Source organism: Bradyrhizobium sp. TM239 (assembly GCF_036247985.1).
Taxonomy (GTDB): Bacteria; Pseudomonadota; Alphaproteobacteria; order Rhizobiales; family Xanthobacteraceae; genus Bradyrhizobium; species Bradyrhizobium ottawaense.
The window spans coordinates 49888-68965 of the sequence record NZ_BTIR01000019.1; the positions used below are offsets into that span (position 1 = coordinate 49888).

At 66.3% G+C, this 19078-nt stretch carries 16 protein-coding genes; 10 read left to right on the forward strand and 6 right to left on the reverse strand.

Annotated features, from left to right (window positions below; genetic code table 11):
• The first annotated feature begins 230 nt into the window (after window positions 1–230).
• The 6 genes from AABA84_RS28080 (at window position 231) to AABA84_RS28105 (ending at window position 10226) form a co-directional block, all read left to right on the forward strand.
• Complete coding sequence (locus AABA84_RS28080; protein ID WP_035699913.1) at window positions 231–1229, forward strand: AAA family ATPase; 999 nt, start codon at window positions 231–233, stop codon at window positions 1227–1229.
• Complete coding sequence (locus AABA84_RS28085; RefSeq protein ID WP_038972158.1) at window positions 1229–2173, forward strand: DUF58 domain-containing protein; 945 nt, start codon at window positions 1229–1231, stop codon at window positions 2171–2173. The genes AABA84_RS28080 and AABA84_RS28085 overlap by 1 nt, the downstream gene beginning before the upstream one ends.
• Window positions 2170–4974, forward strand: coding sequence for a DUF4159 domain-containing protein (locus AABA84_RS28090; protein WP_338313781.1), 2805 nt, complete (start codon window positions 2170–2172; stop codon window positions 4972–4974). Before AABA84_RS28085 ends, AABA84_RS28090 begins: the two co-directional genes overlap by 4 nt.
• 7 nt (window positions 4975–4981) lie before the next feature.
• Window positions 4982–7045 carry a hypothetical protein gene (locus AABA84_RS28095; RefSeq protein ID WP_212249267.1) on the forward strand — a complete coding sequence of 688 codons (2064 nt, stop codon included), beginning with the start codon at window positions 4982–4984 and terminating at the stop codon, window positions 7043–7045.
• A gap of 261 nt (window positions 7046–7306) precedes the next feature.
• A complete protein-coding gene (locus tag AABA84_RS28100; protein WP_212249266.1) occupies window positions 7307–7711 on the forward strand; it encodes a DUF2946 family protein in 405 nt (134 codons plus the stop codon).
• Window positions 7712–7859: 148 nt separating this feature from the next.
• The gene (locus AABA84_RS28105) at window positions 7860–10226 is read left to right on the forward strand and encodes a TonB-dependent receptor (protein ID WP_338313782.1); all 2367 of its coding nucleotides are present in this window, start codon (window positions 7860–7862) and stop codon (window positions 10224–10226) included.
• 101 nt (window positions 10227–10327) lie between these two features.
• Here AABA84_RS28105 and AABA84_RS28110 read toward each other — a convergent pair whose 3' ends face one another.
• Both AABA84_RS28110 and AABA84_RS28115 read right to left on the reverse strand, forming a co-directional pair.
• A complete protein-coding gene (locus AABA84_RS28110; RefSeq protein ID WP_212249264.1) occupies window positions 10328–10843 on the reverse strand; it encodes a GNAT family N-acetyltransferase in 516 nt (171 codons plus the stop codon).
• Between the two features lie 152 nt (window positions 10844–10995).
• Entirely contained in the window at window positions 10996–11484 is a 489-nt protein-coding gene (locus AABA84_RS28115) for an NUDIX domain-containing protein (protein ID WP_338313783.1), read from the reverse strand.
• Window positions 11485–11591: 107 nt separating this feature from the next.
• Here AABA84_RS28115 and AABA84_RS28120 point away from each other — a divergent pair, with 107 nt between their 5' ends.
• Complete coding sequence (locus tag AABA84_RS28120) at window positions 11592–12473, forward strand: metallophosphoesterase family protein (protein ID WP_212249374.1); 882 nt, start codon at window positions 11592–11594, stop codon at window positions 12471–12473.
• 122 nt (window positions 12474–12595) lie between these two features.
• Here the strand turns inward: AABA84_RS28120 and AABA84_RS28125 are convergent, their stop codons facing one another.
• The 3 genes from AABA84_RS28125 to AABA84_RS28135 form a co-directional block, all read right to left on the reverse strand.
• The gene (locus tag AABA84_RS28125; RefSeq protein ID WP_212249262.1) at window positions 12596–13153 is read right to left on the reverse strand and encodes a hypothetical protein; all 558 of its coding nucleotides are present in this window, start codon (window positions 13151–13153) and stop codon (window positions 12596–12598) included.
• Between the two features lie 196 nt (window positions 13154–13349).
• Window positions 13350–13559, reverse strand: coding sequence for a DUF4170 domain-containing protein (locus tag AABA84_RS28130; protein ID WP_018323282.1), 210 nt, complete (start codon window positions 13557–13559; stop codon window positions 13350–13352).
• A 31-nt stretch (window positions 13560–13590) separates the two neighbouring features.
• Window positions 13591–15225: an isocitrate lyase gene (locus tag AABA84_RS28135; RefSeq protein WP_212249261.1), complete on the reverse strand. Its 1635-nt coding sequence runs from the start codon at window positions 15223–15225 to the stop codon at window positions 13591–13593.
• 230 nt (window positions 15226–15455) lie between these two features.
• On the opposite strand from AABA84_RS28135, the gene AABA84_RS28140 reads away from it, so the two are divergent.
• The gene (locus AABA84_RS28140) at window positions 15456–16901 is read left to right on the forward strand and encodes a helix-turn-helix domain-containing protein (RefSeq protein ID WP_212249260.1); all 1446 of its coding nucleotides are present in this window, start codon (window positions 15456–15458) and stop codon (window positions 16899–16901) included.
• A gap of 96 nt (window positions 16902–16997) precedes the next feature.
• Here the strand turns inward: AABA84_RS28140 and AABA84_RS28145 are convergent, their stop codons facing one another.
• Window positions 16998–17291: an antibiotic biosynthesis monooxygenase gene (locus tag AABA84_RS28145; RefSeq protein WP_014497428.1), complete on the reverse strand. Its 294-nt coding sequence runs from the start codon at window positions 17289–17291 to the stop codon at window positions 16998–17000.
• A gap of 406 nt (window positions 17292–17697) precedes the next feature.
• On the opposite strand from AABA84_RS28145, the gene AABA84_RS28150 reads away from it, so the two are divergent.
• On the forward strand, window positions 17698–18498 hold the full coding sequence (locus AABA84_RS28150) for a hypothetical protein (RefSeq protein WP_026202904.1): 801 nt from the start codon (window positions 17698–17700) through the stop codon (window positions 18496–18498).
• A 174-nt stretch (window positions 18499–18672) separates the two neighbouring features.
• Window positions 18673–19026, forward strand: a complete 354-nt coding sequence (locus AABA84_RS28155) for a hypothetical protein (RefSeq protein ID WP_338308905.1) — start codon at window positions 18673–18675, stop codon at window positions 19024–19026.
• Window positions 19027–19078: the final 52 nt, after the last annotated feature.

A 19078-nucleotide genomic window follows, 5' to 3' on the forward strand; every position in this document is an offset into this window, starting at 1 on the left:
GGTGCGCGGTTCCACCCCGGATTAGTCCGGTGTGGGAGGTCGCCACTTCGTGATGCCCTACATAACCCGAAGCCGATAAGGTGGGGATAGGTTAATTCAACGAATACATGGCCTTCCTGCAAGTCTAGCATAGGCCCCATGAGTTGACGTGATGATCTGACGTGATGATCCGTGATGTGGTGACGTGACGACGCAAGCAAGCGGCGCGGCAGGCTGAAGGAGCTAAACGGATGGCGGAGAGTGTCGAGAAACTCGAGGACGGGATCGTTCGTTCGGCCGAGCAGGTGTCGAGCCAGATTCGCGCGGCGAAGGATGCGATCGCGTCCGTGATCTTCGGCCAGGATCGCGTGATCGAGAACACGCTGGTCACCATCCTCTCCGGCGGCCATGCGCTGCTGATCGGCGTGCCCGGCCTTGCCAAAACCAAGCTGGTCGAGACCCTGGGCGTGACGCTCGGTCTCGATGCCAAGCGCATCCAGTTCACGCCCGACCTGATGCCGTCGGACATTCTCGGCGCCGAAGTGCTCGACGAGAGCACCGCCGGCAGGCGCGCCTTCCGCTTCATCGCAGGTCCGGTGTTCGCGCAGCTCTTGATGGCCGACGAGATCAACCGCGCCAGCCCGCGCACGCAGTCGGCGCTGCTGCAGGCGATGCAGGAGCAGCACATCACCGTGGCCGGCGCGCGCCACGATCTGCCGAAGCCTTTCCACGTGCTGGCGACGCAAAACCCTCTGGAGCAGGAAGGCACCTATCCGCTGCCCGAAGCGCAGCTCGACCGCTTCCTGATGGAGATCGACGTCGACTATCCCGATCGCGACGCCGAACGCCGCATCCTGTTCGAGACCACCGGCGCCGAGGAAACGCTGGCGAGGGGTTCGATGACCGCGGACGCGCTGATCACGGCGCAGCGGCTGATCCGGCGCCTGCCGGTCGGCGATTCCGTGGTGGAAGCGATCCTGTCGCTGGTCCGCTCGGCCCGTCCCGGTCCGGACGCCGGCGAAGCCGGCAAGTTCATCGCCTGGGGCCCCGGCCCGCGCGCCAGCCAATCCTTGATGCTGGCCGTGCGCGCGCGCGCGCTGATCGACGGACGCCTGGCGCCGTCGATCGACGACGTGCTCGACCTCGCCGAGCCCGTGCTGAAGCACCGCATGGCGCTGACGTTCCAGGCGCGCGCCGAGGGCCGCACGATTCCGGACGTGATCCGGCAATTGAAGACACGGATCGGTTGATGGCAGCGGAGAACGGGCACACAGCGAAGGAGATCATCGCGATCCGACGTGCCGATGGCGAAAGCCGCACGCTCGCAGCTTCCTTGCCGCGCCTGGTGCTCGAGGCCCGCCGTATCGCCGCCAACGTCATCCACGGCCTGCACGGAAGGCGCCGCGCCGGCTCCGGCGAGAATTTCTGGCAATACCGCCGCTTTGTCTCCGGCGAGCCGGCGCAGAACGTGGACTGGCGCCGCTCGGCGCGCGACGACCATCTGTATGTCCGCGAGCTCGAATGGGAAGCCTCGCACACGGTGTGGATCTGGCCGGACCGCTCGCCGTCGATGGCGTTCGCCTCGAAGACCGCGCGCGAGTCCAAGCTCGAGCGCACGCTGATCGTCGCCTTCGCGCTGGCCGAGCTGCTGGTGTCCGGCGGCGAGCGCGTCGGCATTCCCGGCCTGATGGCGCCGACCGCGAGCCGCAGCGTGATCGACAAGATGGCGCAGGCGATGCTGCATGACGATGCCGACCGCCTCAGCCTGCCGCCGTCCTTTGTGCCGGCGGCGCTGGCCGAGATCATCGTGCTGTCGGATTTCTGGTCGCCGATCGCGGAGATCAAGACGACGCTCACAGGCCTCTCCGGCTCCGGCGCGCATGGCACCATGGTGCAAATCGTCGATCCCGCCGAAGAGTCGTTCCCCTATTCCGGCCGCGTCGAGTTCGTCGAGCCCGAAGGCTTCGGCGTGATCACCGCCGGCCGCGCCGAGAGCTGGGCGCAGGATTACACCGCGCGGCTCGCGCTGCACCGCGACCAGATCCGCGCCGAGACGAACAAGCTGGACTGGCTGTTCACCACGCACGCCACCGACCGCTCCGCCGCCGAGCTGCTGCTGTTCCTGCATGCCGGCATGCAGGTGAGCAAATCGGGCGCCCGCACCACGACGATCAAGGTGGGGCCGGCCGCATGATGGGACTGCCGCTCGCCTTCACTGAACCGCTGCTCCTGATCGGCCTCGTCAGCCTGCCCGTGCTGTGGTGGCTGCTGCGCGTGATGCCGCCGCGGCCGCGCCGCATCGAGTTTCCGCCGACGCGCCTGTTGTTCGACATCGCCCCGCGGGAGGAGACGCCCTCGCGGACGCCGTGGTGGCTGACCGCATTGCGTCTCCTGGCTGCGGCTCTGGTCATTTTCGCGGCTGCCGGCCCGATCTGGAATCCGCAAGTTGGCGCAGCCGACAGCAAGGCGCCGCTGATGATCATGCTCGACGACGGCTGGAGCGCCGCGTCGCACTGGGACGTCAGGATCAGGGCCGCCGACGAGCTGATCGCCAATGCCGAAAACGACCGCCGCGCCATCGCGCTGGTGCCGCTATCCGAGCCGAACCGCGACATCACCCTGATGCCGGCGGGCGCGGCGCGCGTCGCGCTGCGTCAGCTCGCGCCAAAGCCCTATTCGATCGACCGCGTCGAGACGCTGGCCGCGGTCGATCGCTTCCTGAAAGCCACCGGCGACTGCGAGATCGCCTGGCTGTCCGACGGCGTCGACACCGGCCGCGGCGAGGACTTCGTCGCTGGCCTCGGCAAGACCGTCGGCGATCGCAGCCTGACCATATTCGAAGGCGGCACCTCCTCACCGCTGGCGCTGGTCGCGGCCGAGAACGCCGCGGCGAAGATGACGGTGAAGGTGCTGCGCACCGACAGCGGCATCGCCATGGGCACCGTGCGCGCGCTGGACCAGAAGGCCTCGCCGATCGGAGAGGCCCGCTATACGTTCGGTCCGCAGGACAAGGAGACCGACGCGGCGTTCGATCTGCCGGTCGAGCTGCGCAACGACATCACGCGGCTCGAGATCTCGGGCGAGCGCTCCGCCGGCGCGGTGCAGCTGCTCGACAAGCGCTGGCGCCGCCGCGCCATCGGCATCGTCTCGGGGGCGACCAGCGAGACCGCGCAGCCGCTGCTGGCGCCGACCTTCTATCTCACCCGCGCGCTGGCGCCGTTCGCCGACGTCAGGCTCGCCGACAAGGGCTCGCCGCAGCAGGGCATCACACAATTTTTGGACCAGAAACTGCCGATGATCATCCTTGCTGATGTCGGCACCATCGCGCCGGAGCTGCGCGAGCGCCTCAATGCCTGGGTCGACCAGGGCGGCGTGCTGGTGCGCTTCGCCGGTCCCCGGCTGGCGCAGGCCGAGGACGACCTCGTGCCGGTCAAGCTGCGCAAGGGCGGCCGCACGCTCGGCGGCAGCCTGACCTGGGAGAAGCCGCAGCATCTTGCGACCTTCGCGGCCGACGGCCCGTTTGCCGGCGTCGCCGTTCCCAAGGACGTCACCGTGAGCCGCCAGGTGCTGGCCGAGCCCGATGCCGTGCTCGCCACCAAGAGCTGGGCCTCGCTGGAAGACGGCACGCCGCTGGTCACCGGCGAGCATCGCGGCAAGGGTCTCGTCAGCCTGTTCCACGTCAGCGCCGACATGCGCTGGTCGGATCTGCCGATGTCGGGCACCTTCGTCGAAATGCTGCGGCGGGTCGTCGACATGTCCGGCTACACGTCAAAGCCAGGCCCAGGCGTTGCCAGCGAAGCGACCACCGAGACGGTGGCGCCTCTGCACATCCTCGACGGTTTTGGCGCGTTCGGCCCGCCGCCGGCGACCGCAAAGCCGCTGCCCGCGGATTACCGCGACCGCGCCACGTCAGATCATCCGCCGGGCTTCTATGGCCCGGCCGAAGGACCGCTCGCCGTGAACACGCTTGCCAGCGCCGACCGCATCGCCGCGCTCAACACCGCGAGCCTGCGCGCCCGGCACGCCACCTACACCAATGCCGAGCCGCAGGATCTGCGCGGCTGGCTGCTGTCGACGGCGCTCGCGCTGTTCCTGGTCGACGCCATCATCGTCGCGGTGCTCGGCGGCGGGATCGCCGCGCTGCTGCGCCGCCGCGCCGCGCCCGCGATGATCGTGCTTGGCCTGCTGTTCGCCTCGCTCTCGCCCGCGCCGTCACACGCCGACAGCGCCGCGGACGATTTCGCGATGAAGGCGACGTCGCAGACCCGCCTCGCCTATGTCGTGACAGGCAATGCCGACGTCGATTCCATCGTCAGGGCCGGCATGTCCGGACTGACGCTGTTCCTGGCACAGCGCACCGCGCTCGAGGCCGGCGATCCCGTCGGCATCGACCCCGCGCGCGACGAGCTCGCCTTCTTCCCGCTGATCTATTGGCCGATCGTGCCGGGCGCGCCCAAGCCGCCGCAGGACGCCATCAACAAGATCGACGCCTACATGAAGCAGGGCGGCACCGTGCTGTTCGACACCCGCGACGCGATCGAAGCGCCACCCGGCGCCAACGGCGCCGCGCAGACCCCGGGTATGCAGACGCTGCGCGAGATCCTGTCGTCGCTCGACGTGCCCGAGCTCGAGCCGGTGCCGCGCGAGCACGTGCTGACCAAGACCTTCTACCTGCTGCGCGACTTCCCCGGCCGCTTCGTCACCGGCCAGACCTGGGTCGAGACCCTACCGCGCGACGAGGACGAGGACAGCGCGCAGCGGCCGGCGCGGGGCGGCGACGGCGTCTCGCCGATCATCATCACCTCGAACGACCTTGCCGGCGCCTGGGCCGTGCGGCCCGACGGCCAGGCCATGCTGCCGGTGACCGGCGGCGACACCCGCCAGCGCGAATTCGCCTACCGCGCCGGCGCCAACATCGTGATGTACACGCTGACCGGCAATTACAAGGCCGACCAGGTGCACGCTCCGGCGCTGATCGAACGGCTGGGGCAATAGGATCGCCATGAATTACGGCATCGCATTCACGCCGCTTGTCCCCACGATCGTGCTGTGGATCGCGCTCGCCGCGATCGTCGTCATCGCGCTCGTGCTGCTGGTTGCGCGCGCGCGCGGTGCCGCCGTGCGCGTGGCCGCGCTGGCGCTGTTCCTGCTCGCGCTCGCCAATCCCTCCTTCACCCGCGAGGACCGCGATCCCCTCACCTCGGTCGCGGCCGTCGTCGTCGACAAGAGCCCGAGCCAGAATTTCGGCAACCGCAATCGCGAGGCTGCGCAAGCGCAGGAAGCGCTGGTCGACGGCCTGAAGAAGATCAAGGGACTCGAAGTCCGCGTCGTCGAGGCCGGACAGGCCGATGGCGAGACCGACGGCACCAAGCTGTTCGGCGCCCTCGCCTCGGCCTTGTCGGACGTGCCGGTCGACCGCGTCGCCGGCGCGTTCCTGATCACCGACGGCCGCGTCCACGACATTCCGGCCAGCGCCACGGCGCTCGGCTTCCAGGCGCCGGTGCATGCGCTGATCACCGGCCAGAAGGACGAGCGCGACCGCCGCATCGCGATCACCGCGGCGCCGCGCTTCGGCATCGTCGGCCAGACCCAGACCATCAGCTACCGCCTCGACGACCAGGGCGTCACGGGCGAGCGCGCCAGGGTCACGATCCGCAGGGACGGCGAGGTCATCAACGAGCGCACGCTCTCGAGCGGCCAGGCCGCGAGCGTCGACGTCGACATCAAGCATGCCGGCCCGAACATCGTCGAGATCGAGGCCTCGCCGCTCGAGAGAGAGCTGACGCCGGTGAACAACCGCGCCGTCGTCGCCATCGACGGGGTGCGCGACAAGCTGCGCGTGCTGCTGGTCTCGGGCGAGCCGCATTCCGGCGAGCGGACCTGGCGCAATCTGCTCAAGTCCGACGCCAGCGTCGACCTCGTGCATTTCACCATTCTGCGTCCGCCGGAGAAGCAGGACGGCACGCCGATCAACGAATTGTCGCTGATCGCGTTTCCGACCCGCGAGCTGTTCCAGCAGAAGATCAACGAATTCCAGCTGATCATCTTCGATCGCTACGCCCGCCAGGGCGTGCTGCCGATCGCCTATTTCGACAACATCGCGCGCTATGTGCGCGGCGGCGGCGCGGTGCTGGTCTCGGCCGGCCCCGACTACGCCTCCAACACCAGCATCTGGCGCACGCCGCTGGATTCGGTGCTGCCGGCCGAACCGGTCGGCGTGACGGAAAAGCCGTTCTATGCGCACCTGTCCGACATCGGCAAACGCCACCCCGTCACGCGCGCCCTGGAGGGCTCCGCCAGCGAGCCGCCGCACTGGAGCCGTTTCTTCCGCACCGTCGACACCCGCAATTCCGTCAACCCGCCGGTGATGACCGGGGCGGACGGCAAGCCGCTTCTGTTCCTGTCGCGCTTCGGCGAGGGCCGCGTCGCGCTTCTGCTCTCCGACCACATCTGGCTGTGGGCGCGCGGCTATGAGGGCGGCGGCCCACATCTGGATCTGCTCAGGCGGATGTCGCACTGGCTGATGAAGCAGCCGGACCTCGACGAAGAGGCGCTGCGTCTGCAGGTGCAGGGCAAGAATCTCGTCGTGGTGCGTCAGACCATGGCGGACAGCGTCCAGCCGGTGAGCGTGACCTCGCCATCAGGCGTGTCGCAGGATCTGACGCTGAGCCCCGGCGATCCCGGCGAATGGCGCGCCAGCCTTCCCGCGAGCGAGCTCGGCCTGTGGCAGGCCACCGACGGCACGCTGAAGGCGCTGATCAATGTCGGCCCGACCAATCCGAAGGAGTTTTCGGAGGTCACCTCCACCATCGATACCTTGAAGCCGTTGACACAGGCGACCGGCGGCAACGCAGTGCGGGTGGCCAGCGGCGCCGATGTCGAGCTGCCGCGCATCCTGCCGGTGCGCTCGGCCAGCGTCTTTGCCGGCGACGGCTGGATGGGCGTCAGAATGCGCGACGCCAGCGTCGTGAAGGGCGTCGGCGTGCTGCCGATCTTCGCCGGCCTGATCGGGCTGTTGCTGCTGCTCGGCGCGTTTGCTGCGACCTGGGTCCGCGAGGGGCGGTGAGCTCCTGCAGACGTGGTAGATTGAAATCGAATTGAGTTCAGCCAACTGCGACGCTCTCTCCGTTCCCTCCCCCTTGTGGGGAGGGAACATACCTCCGCTGACGCGCAACAGGCGCTAGTTGCCCGAACGACACATCGTGTTATCCGCCGCCTCCCAACAGCTCGCCTGCGGTTGACATCCGTTACCGCTTCCTGTGATGTTACATTATAACATCGCGGCGCCCAGGCTGGCGCCTCGCGATGTGGGGGTAGCTTTTTCCAGATGAACTGGTTCCGGTCGAATATCAGGCACGGCGCCCGGCTCGCGTTGTTCGCGATGCTGGTGCAGTTCGCGCTGACGTTCGGGCATAGCCACTGGTTCGCGCAGGCCGCGCCGCTCACCCAATCCTCGCTCCAGCAGACCGACGGCGCCAACGGCGTTGCTGCGATCGACCGCGCCGCGGTCCAGAAGCAATCGCCTGCCGCTCCCGACCGTGAGCATCCGGGCGAGGACAATTGCGCGATCTGCGCCGTCGTCGCGATGGCGGGCACCGTCATATCGGCAACGCCGCCCCTGCTGCAGCTGCCACAGGCGATCGAGCTGCTCCACCGCACCACCGATGCCGAGTTTCTCCATCTGAAATCGGCCGGCACGGCGTTCCAGCCCCGCGCCCCTCCCACGTCCTGACTCCAGACATCGCTTGATCACGCCCGGGCTCGCCGCGCATCGGCAAATGCCCGGGAGACGTTGAAGTCGAATTCCGTCGCGCCGCGACGGCAGGCCGCCTCCGATCAGCAAACCATCATGCGGACGGCGCCTGACTGGAATCAGGACCATGTCATTTCAATCGCGACGCGCGCAGCGTCTTGGCGGAGCAAGCCTGCTCCTGCTCGGCGCCGCCGCCACGCCCGCTTTCGCCCAAACGCCTGCGCAAGACAAATCGTCGACCGAGATCCCCGCCGTCACCGTGACGGCGCCGAGCCCCATCGTGCGCAGAGTGGTGCCGACCCGCAGCCCGGTCCGTGTCGCACGCACCGGTCGGGCGCCCAGCCACGAACGCACGGCGGACGCCGCGCCGGCAGCTTCCGCGCCCGCCGCGCCCCAGCAGGGCGTGCTGCCTGTCGTGACCAACCAGTTCGCGACGGTCACGGTGGTGCCGAACGAGGAGATCCGCCGCGAGGGCGGCGGCCAGCTCGGCGATCTCCTGTTCTCCAAGCCGGGCATCACCGGCTCGAGCTTCGCGCCCGGCGCCTCCAGCCGGCCGATCATCCGGGGTCTCGACGTCAACCGCGTCGGCATCGTCGAGAACGGCACCAATTCGAGCGGCGCCTCCGACCTCGGCGAGGACCATTTCGTCCCGATCGATCCGCTGGCGACCAACCAGATCGAAGTGGTGCGCGGGCCTGCCGCGCTGCGCTACGGCTCAACCTCGATCGGCGGTGTCGTCAGCGCGACCAACAACCGGATTCCGGATGCGCTGCCGTCCTGCGCTCCGTCATTCCAGGCTTACGGCCTGCCGACCAAGGCGCCGCTCGCGACCGCCGCGACATCGCCTTGCGTCACCGCCGAGACGCGCACGGCGTTCTCTTCGGTCGATCGCGGCGTCGAAAGCGGCGTGCTGCTCGACACCGGCGGCGGAAATTTTGCGTTTCATGCCGACGCCTATGGCCGCACGACCTCGGACTATTCCATTCCGGGCTATCCTTATCTGAACGATCAATCGCGCCCGGTGAACGGCCGCCAGCCCAACTCGGCGACGCGCTCGGATGGCGCCTCGATCGGCGGCTCCTACTTCTTCCAGGGCGGCTATATCGGCGCATCGATCACGCAGAACGATTCGCTCTACCACATCCCCGGCATCGACGGCGCCGACCACAAGACGCGGATCGACGGCCACCAGACCAAGATCAACGTCAAGGGCGAATATCATCCCGACGCCGCCGCGATCGACACCGTCCGCTTCTGGGCCGGTGCGACCGACTACCGGCACAACGAGATCGGACTTGCCGATCCTGCCGACCTCAACAGCGACGGCATCAGGCAGACCTTCACCAACAAGGAGCAGGAGATCCGCACCGAGGTGCAGCTGATGCCGTTCAATGCGCGCTTTGCCGAAGTGACGACAGCGCTGGGCTTCCAGGTCGGACATCAGGAATTGAGCGCGCCGAGCCCGGACAATCCCGGCACGCTGTTCAACGGCCTGTGGGATCCGAACAACAGCACGCGCGTCGCGGGCTACGCCTTCAACGAGTTCAAGTTCACCGAGGCGACGCGGGCGCAGATCGCCGGCCGTATCGAGCATGTCGAGCTGCACGGCACGACGCCGGACTTCCCGGCCGATTATCTGCCCGACGGCACGCCGCAGGCGGCGATCGCGCGCAATCCGTCCTTCACGCCCAAGAGCGGCAGCATCGGCCTGCTGCAGGATCTGCCGGGCGGCATGGTCGGCAGCATCACCGCGCAGTATGTCGAACGCGCGCCGAAGGCGGCCGAGCTGTTTTCACGCGGCGGCCATGACGCGACCGCGACCTTCGACATCGGCAATCCCAACCTCACCATCGAAACCGCAAAATCGGTCGAGCTCGGCGTGCGCAGGGCGACGGGGCCGTTCCGCTTCGAGGCGACGGTCTACTACACGCATTTCGACAATTTCATCTATCGCCGCCTCACCGGCGTGTCCTGCGATGACGACTTTGCCTCCTGCGGCTCGCCGGGCGCCGAGCTGAACCAGGCGGTCTACTCGCAGCGCAATGCCAATTTCCGCGGCGGCGAATTCCAGTCGCAGCTCGACGTCGGCGCGTTCCAGGGTGGCATCTGGGGTATCGAGAATCAGCTCGACTTCGTCCGCGCCACCTTCAGCGACGGCACCAACGTGCCGCGCATTCCCCCCATGCGAATGGGCGGCGGCGTGTTCTGGCGCGATGACAACTGGCTGATGCGCGTCAACCTCTTGCACGCCTTCGCGCAGAACAACGTCGCATTGATCGCGGAGACGCCGACGGCGGGCTACAATCTGTTGAAGGCCGAGATCAGCTACAAGACCAAGCTCGACCGCAACTGGTTCGGCGCGCGCGAGATGATGGCTGGCATCGTCGGCAACAATTTGCTCAACGAGAACATCCGCAACTCCGTGTCCTACACCAAGGACGAGGTGTTGATGCCCGGCATCGGCGTGCGCGCATTCGCGAACTTCAAGTTCTGATCCTGGGTGCGTCGGGGCCAGGGGGCCCCGGCACACCGGCTATCTCACCCCGTCATTGCGGAGCCGCTGTCGTCTCGTAGTGCACAGAGTCGTAGCCCGAACTACTTCCGCGCCTTGCTCCAGTCGGGGCCGACCGGGCCCGACACGCCTTCGAAGGCGCCGTCGACGAGCTCGAACACCAGGATGCGGGCGGCGTCGACCGGGCCGGGCATGGTGACGCGGCCCTTCGGGACCGGCTTGAAGCCGACGCGGCTGTAATAGGGCTCGTCGCCGACCAGCAGCACCAGGCGGTGACCTTTCGCCTTCGCGTCCTTTAGCGCGCGCTCCATCAACAGCCGGCCGACACCGCGGCCGCGGAACGGCGGCTCGACCGTGAGCGGGCCGAGCAGCAGCGCCGGCGTCTCGCCGACCAGCACCGGCAATTGCCTGACCGAGCCGACCAGCAGCGTGCCGATACGGGCGGTAAAGGACAATTCGAGCACATGGTCGACGTGCTCGCGGATCCGGTAGGCGCTGAGCACGAAGCGGCCGGGACCGAAGGTCCGTTCGTGCAGCCGCTCGATCGACTGGGCGTCGCCGGCGGCCTCGGGGAGGATGGTCAGTGAGAGATCGGTCATGTCAATTCGCGGGATAGCACCTGAACGCAGCGCGGTCCATCGGACAGCGACGGCGCTCAGCTCCTTTTCAAGGTCGGCTGGGAGAGGTGTTCTGAAACCCTCGGCTTGCATTCGTTCAACTGCAACTCCTGATGCACTAGCAAAAGCCGCCCTCAGCGCCACGTCGCAATCGGGGGCTTGCCGTCCAGCACTTCCGCGATCCGCAGCCGCGTCCCCCGCGTGGTGCCCTCGGGCAGGGCCGCGACCGCGAAGAACCCGCACTCGACGATCTCGCGGTTGGGCTCGGGCAAACCGTCCTGCCTGAACTGCCTGACGACGTAGACCGCGACGTGGTCGCGGCGGGAAACGTGGCTGTTGAGGAAGATGCCGTGCAGCACGGCCTCGCCGGTGAGGTCGATGTCGCCCTCCTCCTTGAGCTCGCGCCGCATCGCCTGCTCCATGGTCTCGCCGTGGTCGACGCCGCCGCCGGGCAGGTACCAGCCGCTGACGTAGCTGTGCCTGACCAGAAACACCCGATTCTCGGCATCCAGCACCACGGCGCGGACGCCGAGCGTCATGCCGCGGACAACGAGGAAATAAGCGTGGAAGACTCGCCGCAGCAGCGGCTCGAATTTTCGTCGAATGCGGTCCAGATCCCCCATCAGGCTTCCTTGAGGCCGCTGTCCCGGCCCCGCTTGCACAGTCCCCGCGACCTTGCCATTACAACGTAGCAATAGCGAGGCAATCGCACGCCATGACTCCCAACACGCTGGCCCCCTTCACGCTCGCCCATCTGTCCGATCCGCATCTAGCGCCCTTGCCGAAGCCGCGGCTGATCGAGCTCGCCGGCAAGCGCGTGCTCGGCTACGTCAACTGGACGCGCAACCGCCACAAGTATCAGCGCCGCGAAGTGCTCGATGCGCTGGTCGCCGACATGAAGGCGCAGGCGCCCGACCACATCGCGGTGACGGGCGATCTCGTCAACCTCGCGCTGGAAGCCGAGTTCGCCCCTGCCCTCGCCTGGCTCGAGGGCGTCGGCCCGCCCGACCGCGTCACCACGATTCCCGGCAATCACGACGCCTATGTCCGCGCCACCTCGCATCGCTTCGGCGAGACGTTTGCGCCTTATCTTGCGGGCGACGACGGCGGCATCGGCTTTCCATCCGTGCGCCGTCGCGGGCCGCTCGCGCTGATCAGCCTGTCTACGGCGGTGCCGACCCTGCCACTGATGGCGACGGGCACGCTCGGGCGCGATCAGCTCGACTCTCTTGCAGCAATGCTCGAACGGCTCGCGGCCGAGGACGTCTTCCGCGTGCTGCTGGTGCACCATCCCTTGAAGTCCGATGCGCGGCAGAAACGGATGACAGATTCGGCCGCACTGCTGGCGCTGCTCAAGCGCCACGGCGTCGAGCTGATCCTGCACGGGCACGACCACATTCATTCGACGATGTGGTTCGAGGGCCCCAACGGCAACATTCCCGCGCTCGGCGTGCCCTCGGCCTCGGCGCTCGCGCACGGGCGCTACCCGGCGGCGGCCTATAATCTTTTCAGAATCGAGAAGGACAATGCCGGCTGGCGCTGCGAACAGACGGTGCGGAGCCTCGGGGCGGGATTTCAGATTGGGCAGATCAAGCATGTAAGGTTGATCTAGTTCGATGTCATTCCGGGGCGCGCGATGCGCGAGCCCGGAATCCATCGGGCCGCAGAATTGGTGGATGAATGGATTCCGGGCTCGCGCCTTTGGCGCGCCCCGGAATGACGGCGGAGAATACCTCACCAGCTCCGCAAGGCCGCCAGCAGGGCGAGGCCGAACAAAGCGGCGGCGCCGAGCACGAAGCCGAACACGAACGGCCACACGCGCGAGCGGCGCGGCGGCGGCGGCGCGACTTCGGGCTTCGGTTCGGGCGGGACCACCATCGCATGCTCGCGCTCGACCATACGGCGCGCGACATAATCGGTGACGGCCTCGACGATCACAGCGGTGTCGTGCGATTCGGCCAGCACGATGCGGCCAAAGCGGGTGTCCTGAACGAAACGGTACATCCGCTTGTCGCGCCCCATCACGATGTGGGCGACGACGTCGATCCAGAGTCTGGGCGTATCGCCCTGGCTGATGCCGCGGTCGAACAGATCGATCTTATCCGGCACCTGCGCGAACAGGGGATCGAGCGCGTCGTTGAGGATCTCGAGCCGCGCCACCTCGGCGTCCCTGAGATCGACGACGACGCCGGTCCGGTCGGCCGCCTCGATCCGCGCGCGCAGCAGCGCATCGCGCAGCCGCACCGGGCGTGGCTGGCCGGGATGGGTCCCGCTGGTTTCGGGCTCTGACATTGTCGGCCTCGTCCTCGACTTTCCTCCATTAACCTATCAGCAACCACGAGGCCCGCAAAGGGTCCATAATTCCAGATACTTACGGCACCCACAGGCGATTGACCTGTGCCAAAAACAGACGATCCCACCCAGGCAGAGCCTGGATGGGACCATCCGTCCTTGGACGTCTTCTTAATTCAGGTCGGCAGCCAGGCCCTTAGGCCGAGACGCGCGACGGCTCTTCCACGATGGAGAAGCGGACGCCGGCCTTGTGGCGGTTCTCTTCCGAGACCGTGCGCCAGGCATCCTCGGCCTCCTTGCGGGTCTTGAACGGACCCTGCACCTGGGCCGAGCCTTCCACGAGCTTGTGGAAGTTCATCGAACCGAACTCGCCGCCGATCACCCAGAAATTGCTGCCTTTGGTCATTGTCAGTTCTCCTGTCCAATAGCGTGCTGCGTTAGCCGAACTGGTTCATCGTGTTATGGGCGCCGCCCGCCTTCAGGGCAGCCTCGCCGGCGAAGTATTCCTTGTGGTCGTCGCCGATGTCGGAGCCGGCCATGTTCTGATGCTTGGCGCAGGCGATGCCCTGACGGATCTCCTGGCGCTGGACGTTCTTGACGTAGCCGAGCATGCCCTGGTCGCCGAAATATTCCTTCGCCAGATTGTCGGTCGAGAGCGCCGCCGTGTGATAGGTCGGCAACGTGATCAGGTGATGGAAGATGCCGGCGCGCTTGGCCGAATCCGCCTGGAAGGTACGGATGCGCTCGTCGGCTTCCTGCGCCAGCGGCGTATCGTCGTATTCCGGCTTCATCAGCTCGGCACGGTTGTACTTGCTGACGTCCTTGCCGGCTTCCTTCATCGCGTCGTAGACCTGCCAACGGAAGTTCAGCGTCCAGTTGAAGGACGGCGAGTTGTTGTAGGCCAGCTTGGCGTTCGGGACGACCTTGCGGATACGATCGACCATCTTGGCGATCTGCTCGATATGCGGCTTCTCGGTCTCGATCCAGAGCAGGTCGGCGCCGTTCTGCAGCGAGGTGATGCTGTCGAGCACGCAGCGGTCTTCGCCAGTGCCGGGACGGAACTGGTAGAGGTTCGAAGGCAGCCGCTTCGGCCGCATCATCTTGCCGTTGCGGTTGATGATGACGTCGCCATTGCGGGCGTTCTCCGCGGTGATTTCCTCGCAGTCGAGGAAGCTGTTGTACTGGTCGCCGATGTCACCGGGCTTGTGGCTGACCGCGATCTGCTGCGTCAGGCCGGCGCCGAGCGAGTCGGTGCGGGTCACGATGACGCCGTCTTCGACGCCGAGCTCGAGGAAGGCATGGCGGCAGGCGCGGATCTTCGCGATGAACACTTCGTGCGGCACGGTGACCTTGCCGTCCTGGTGACCGCACTGCTTCTCGTCGGAGACCTGATTCTCGATCTGCAGCGCGCAGGCGCCCGCTTCGATCATCTTCTTGGCGAGCAGATAGGTCGCCTCGGCGTTGCCGAAGCCGGCGTCGATGTCGGCGATGACGGGCACGACGTGGGTCTGGAAGCCGTCGATCTTCGCGATCAGCTCCTTCTCGCGGGTCTTGTCGCCTTCCTTGCGCGCCTTGTCGAGGAGGCGGAAGATGTCGTTGAGCTCACGCGAGTCGGCCTGGCGCAGGAAGGTATAGAGCTCCTCGATCAGCGCCGGCACCGAAGTCTTCTCGTGCATCGACTGGTCGGGCAGCGGACCGAACTCGGAGCGCAGCGCCGCGATCATCCAGCCCGAGAGATACAGATAGGTGCGATCGGTCTTGCCGCCGAAGTGCTTCTTGACCGAGATCAGCTTCTGCTGGGCGATGAAGCCGTGCCAGCAGCCCAGCGACTGGGTGTACTTGGTCGGGTCGTTGTCATAGGCGGCCATGTCGGCGCGCATCAGGGCCGCCGTGTAACGGGCGACGTCGAGGCCGGTCCTGAAGCGGTTCTGCAGGCGCATGCGTGCGACGGCCTCGGCCGACACCCCGTTCCAGGTCGGCTGGGTCTCGAGGAGCGCCTTCGCTGCGTCGATCTCGCTCTGATACGAGGCCGGCGCCTGGAAAGTGCTGATGCCACGGGGCTGGTAGTTCATTTGCCTGATCCTTTCGCTGACGATGGCGATGGCGTGCCATCGACATTCTTGACAGTGCATTGCGAGATGCGTGTCAGGAGCTAAACGCGAAAACAGAAACTTCGTATAGATGGCTTGTTTTTTATTGGTGATGTCATGTAACATAAGAACATGTAATAGATGTTATTTTGTAAAGTTTGTAAAATTTTAGGTCAACTGAACTGTCCTTAATGCGCACGGAGCCCTGAGAAATGCCCGCCAATTCCGGCAAGAAACTCTTCGTCGGCCCGCGGTTCCGCAGGATTCGGCAGCAATTGGGGCTGTCCCAGACCCAGATCGCCGAAGGCCTCGGGATCTCGCCGAGCTACGTCAACCTGATCGAGCGGAACCAGCGCCCGGTGACGGCTCAGATCCTGCTGCGGCTGGCCGAGACCTATGATCTCGACCTGCGCGACCTCGCCACCGCCGACGAGGACCGCTTCTTCGCCGAGCTGAACGAGATCTTCTCCGATCCGCTGTTCCGCCAGATCGACGTTCCCAAGCAGGAGCTGCGCGACCTCGCCGAGCTCTGCCCCGGCGTCACCCATGCGCTGCAGCGGCTCTACGCCGCCTATACCGAGGCCCGTCAGGGCGAGACGCTGGCGGCGGCGCAGATGGCCGACCGCGACGTCGGCACGCGCTATGAGGCCAATCCGGTCGAGCGCGTGCGCGAGCTGATCGAGGCCAACCGCAACTATTTTCCGGAGCTTGAGCAGGCCGCGGAAGCTCTTCGCGATGAGTTGAACGTCCCTGCCGAGGGACTCTATGCGGCGCTCGCGGCGCGGCTGCGCGAAAAGCACTCGATCCAGACCCGCGTCATGCCGGTCGACGTGATGCGCGAGACGCTGCGGCGTTTCGATCGCCATCGCCGCCAGTTGCTGATCTCCGAGCTGGTCGATCCGCCCGGCCGCGCCTTCCAGCTCGCCTTCCAGCTCGGCCTCGGCGAATGTGCGCAGCATCTGGAGACCATCATCGGCCGTGCCGGACCGCTCGACGACGCGCCGCGCCGCCTGTTCCGCATCACGCTCGGCAACTATTTTGCGGCGGCCGTGATGATGCCCTACCCCGCGTTCCTCGCCGCGGCCGAAGCCCTGAATTACGACATCCACGTGCTGGCGCAGCGCTTCAATTCCGGCTTCGAGCAGGTCTGCCATCGCCTCACCACTTTGCAGCGGCCGAACGCGCGCGGCATTCCGTTCTTCCTCTTGCGCGTCGACAATGCCGGCAACGTCTCGAAGCGCTTCTCCTCCGGCACCTTCCCGTTCTCGAAGTTCGGCGGCACCTGCCCCCTGTGGAACGTGCACTCGACCTTCGACACGCCGGATCGCCTGCTCAAGCAGGTGATCGAGCTGTCCGACGGCACGCGCTATTTCTCGATCGCCCAGATGGTGCGCCGCCCCGTCGCGCCGCACCCGCTGCCGCAACCCCGCTTCGCCATCGGCCTCGGCTGCGAGATCCGTCACGCCGCGCGCCTGACCTACGCCGCCGGCATGGACCTCGAGAAGACGGAAGGAACGCCGATCGGCGTCAATTGCCGCCTGTGCGAGCGCGAAAACTGCGCCCAGCGCGCCGAGCCGCCGATCACGCGCACGCTCATCCTGGACGAGACGACGCGGCGGGTGTCGAGCTTCGCGTTCTCGAATGCGCGGGAGTTGTGAGGGGGCGGCTGCGTGTTAGGCGTGAGGTGCAGTTCACAACGTCAGTGTCGTCCCGGCCTTCGCCGGGACGACATGGGGAGATAGCTCGCGCTGACCTCACGCCAGCGTATGCACGATCACCGGCCCCGCAGCCGCGCTCGCATGGCCTGCAAGCAACGGCCCCAGATCCTTCTCGATCCAGGCGATCGCGCGCCGGTTCGCCTCCTCCGCCTGCTCGAACTTGTCGAAGATCGAGATCGCGGTCACCGTGTCGTCGCCGGCATAGACGACGTAATAGGCGCGGAAACCGTCGACGTCGCTGATGATCGGAACGGCGCCGTCCTTGATGCGGCGCGCCAGCTCTTCCGCGCTCCCGCTTTTCGCCTTGGCCTGACGGATGGCGGCATACATGGCATCCTCCTTCTGGCTGTCTCAAGCTTGGTGCTGTCAATCTACACCCGATAGCCAACCCCGTCATCCTGAGGCGCTCACCATGGGGCGCAGAGCGCTCCATGGTGAGCCTCGAAGGATGAATCGGCCCGGCAGCATCCCGGCCGTTCATCCTTCGAGGCTCGGCTGGCGATGCGTTCGCATCGCCCAGCCTCACGCCTCTGGATGACGGGGAAGCAGCTTACCGGCCTTTCCGAGAGTCCAGTTCGAGCCGGCTTCCTTGGTTAACCCGTCGCTAATCTGCCTCCGCGATCTGCAACCAAGGATTAAGCACGCCTCAACATCAGTGCCTTAGTCTTGCCCCACTCACTTTTCGCAAACAACGGTGGCCTATTCTGCCGGGCGAAGTGACATCAGGGGGTTCATCATGCGCATTGCGTTGCTGCTGACCGCAACCATTGTCGGCGCGCTCTTCGCCAATCCATCCCAAGCCGGATCGCTCGATGCCGATGCAGCACAGTCGCTGCCGCCGGGCTTCCAGAGCTACCGCGGCTACATGTTCGACCTGTCGGAGAACTCCGATCGCAAGGATGTCGACAAGCTCACCGACAATCTGAAGAGCCAGATCGACGCGGTCGAGGCGGCCGGCCTGTCGCCGCGCGTGCTGCGCTTCTTCCGCACCGTGCCGATCATCGCCAGCGAGCTCGCCTGCCTCGACGAAGGTGCCGCCACCGCCTGCTACGGCCGCGTCGCTCCCAACGTCGAACGCCGCGTGCCGCGGACGCTGACGGTCTGGGACCACGACAAGCAGCGCTGGACCAATCCGAACGCCGTCGACCTCGCGGTCGATTCGGGCCTCGGTGTGATCATGCTGCGCCCGGACATGATGCGCTACGAAAAGGAAGCCGTGCTGCTGCACGAGCTCCTGCACGCCTATCACGCGCGGCTGTTGCCGGACGGCTACGCCAACAAGGGCGTGATCGCCTACTTCGCCCTTGCCAAGTCCAAGGACTTGCTCCCCAAGGAATCCTATGCGTTGAAGAATCCCATGGAATTCTTTGCCGTGACCGCCAGCATCTTCCTGGCCGGAAAGAGCGAATTCCACGATCCGAAGTCGCGCGAGACGCTCAAGGAGAAGATGCCGGACTATTACAAATACCTGGTCGGCGTGTTCGGCTTCGACCCGGAGCCGGCGGCGGCAAACGGCCCGGTCGCCTCGCTGAAGTGAGGCGAACGTAGAGCTGCCTTGGCCAAATCAGCCAAAGAGCCGCGCGAAATGCGCGGCTTTTTTGTTTTGCAGACCGGAAGCTGCGGATGACGCCCAGGCGGGAATTGCCAAGGCGGGGCCCGATCTGCATAGTCCCGCCCGCATCGATACCGTTTTCGAAGAGGATAGAACAACATGGCGGACGCCGACCTGGATGTCGTGATCCGGCAACTGGCCAGACAACTGCATACGGGCCTGATGACCCGCGCCAAAGAGCGGCGGGATCGCTTCAACGGCCTGGCGGCCAAGGCCAAGGGCAAGGAGACCGGCGACCGCTTCAAGATGATGGCCAAGGCCACCATGGAGCAGGCCACCGCCGCCGCCAAGCGCCTGCAGATGTCCGCCGACAACGTCGCCGACAGCTACGCGCGTGCAATGCGAATCGCCGCCAGCACTCCGGTTGCGGTGAAGGTCGAGAAGCAGGCGAAGGAAAAGCCGGCAAAGAAGGCCGCGAAGGCAAAGAAGGCCAAAGCCAAGAAGGCGAAGTAGGCGGATGAGAAGTATCCCTCCGCACAATCAGCGCCGTAGCAACCATTAAAGC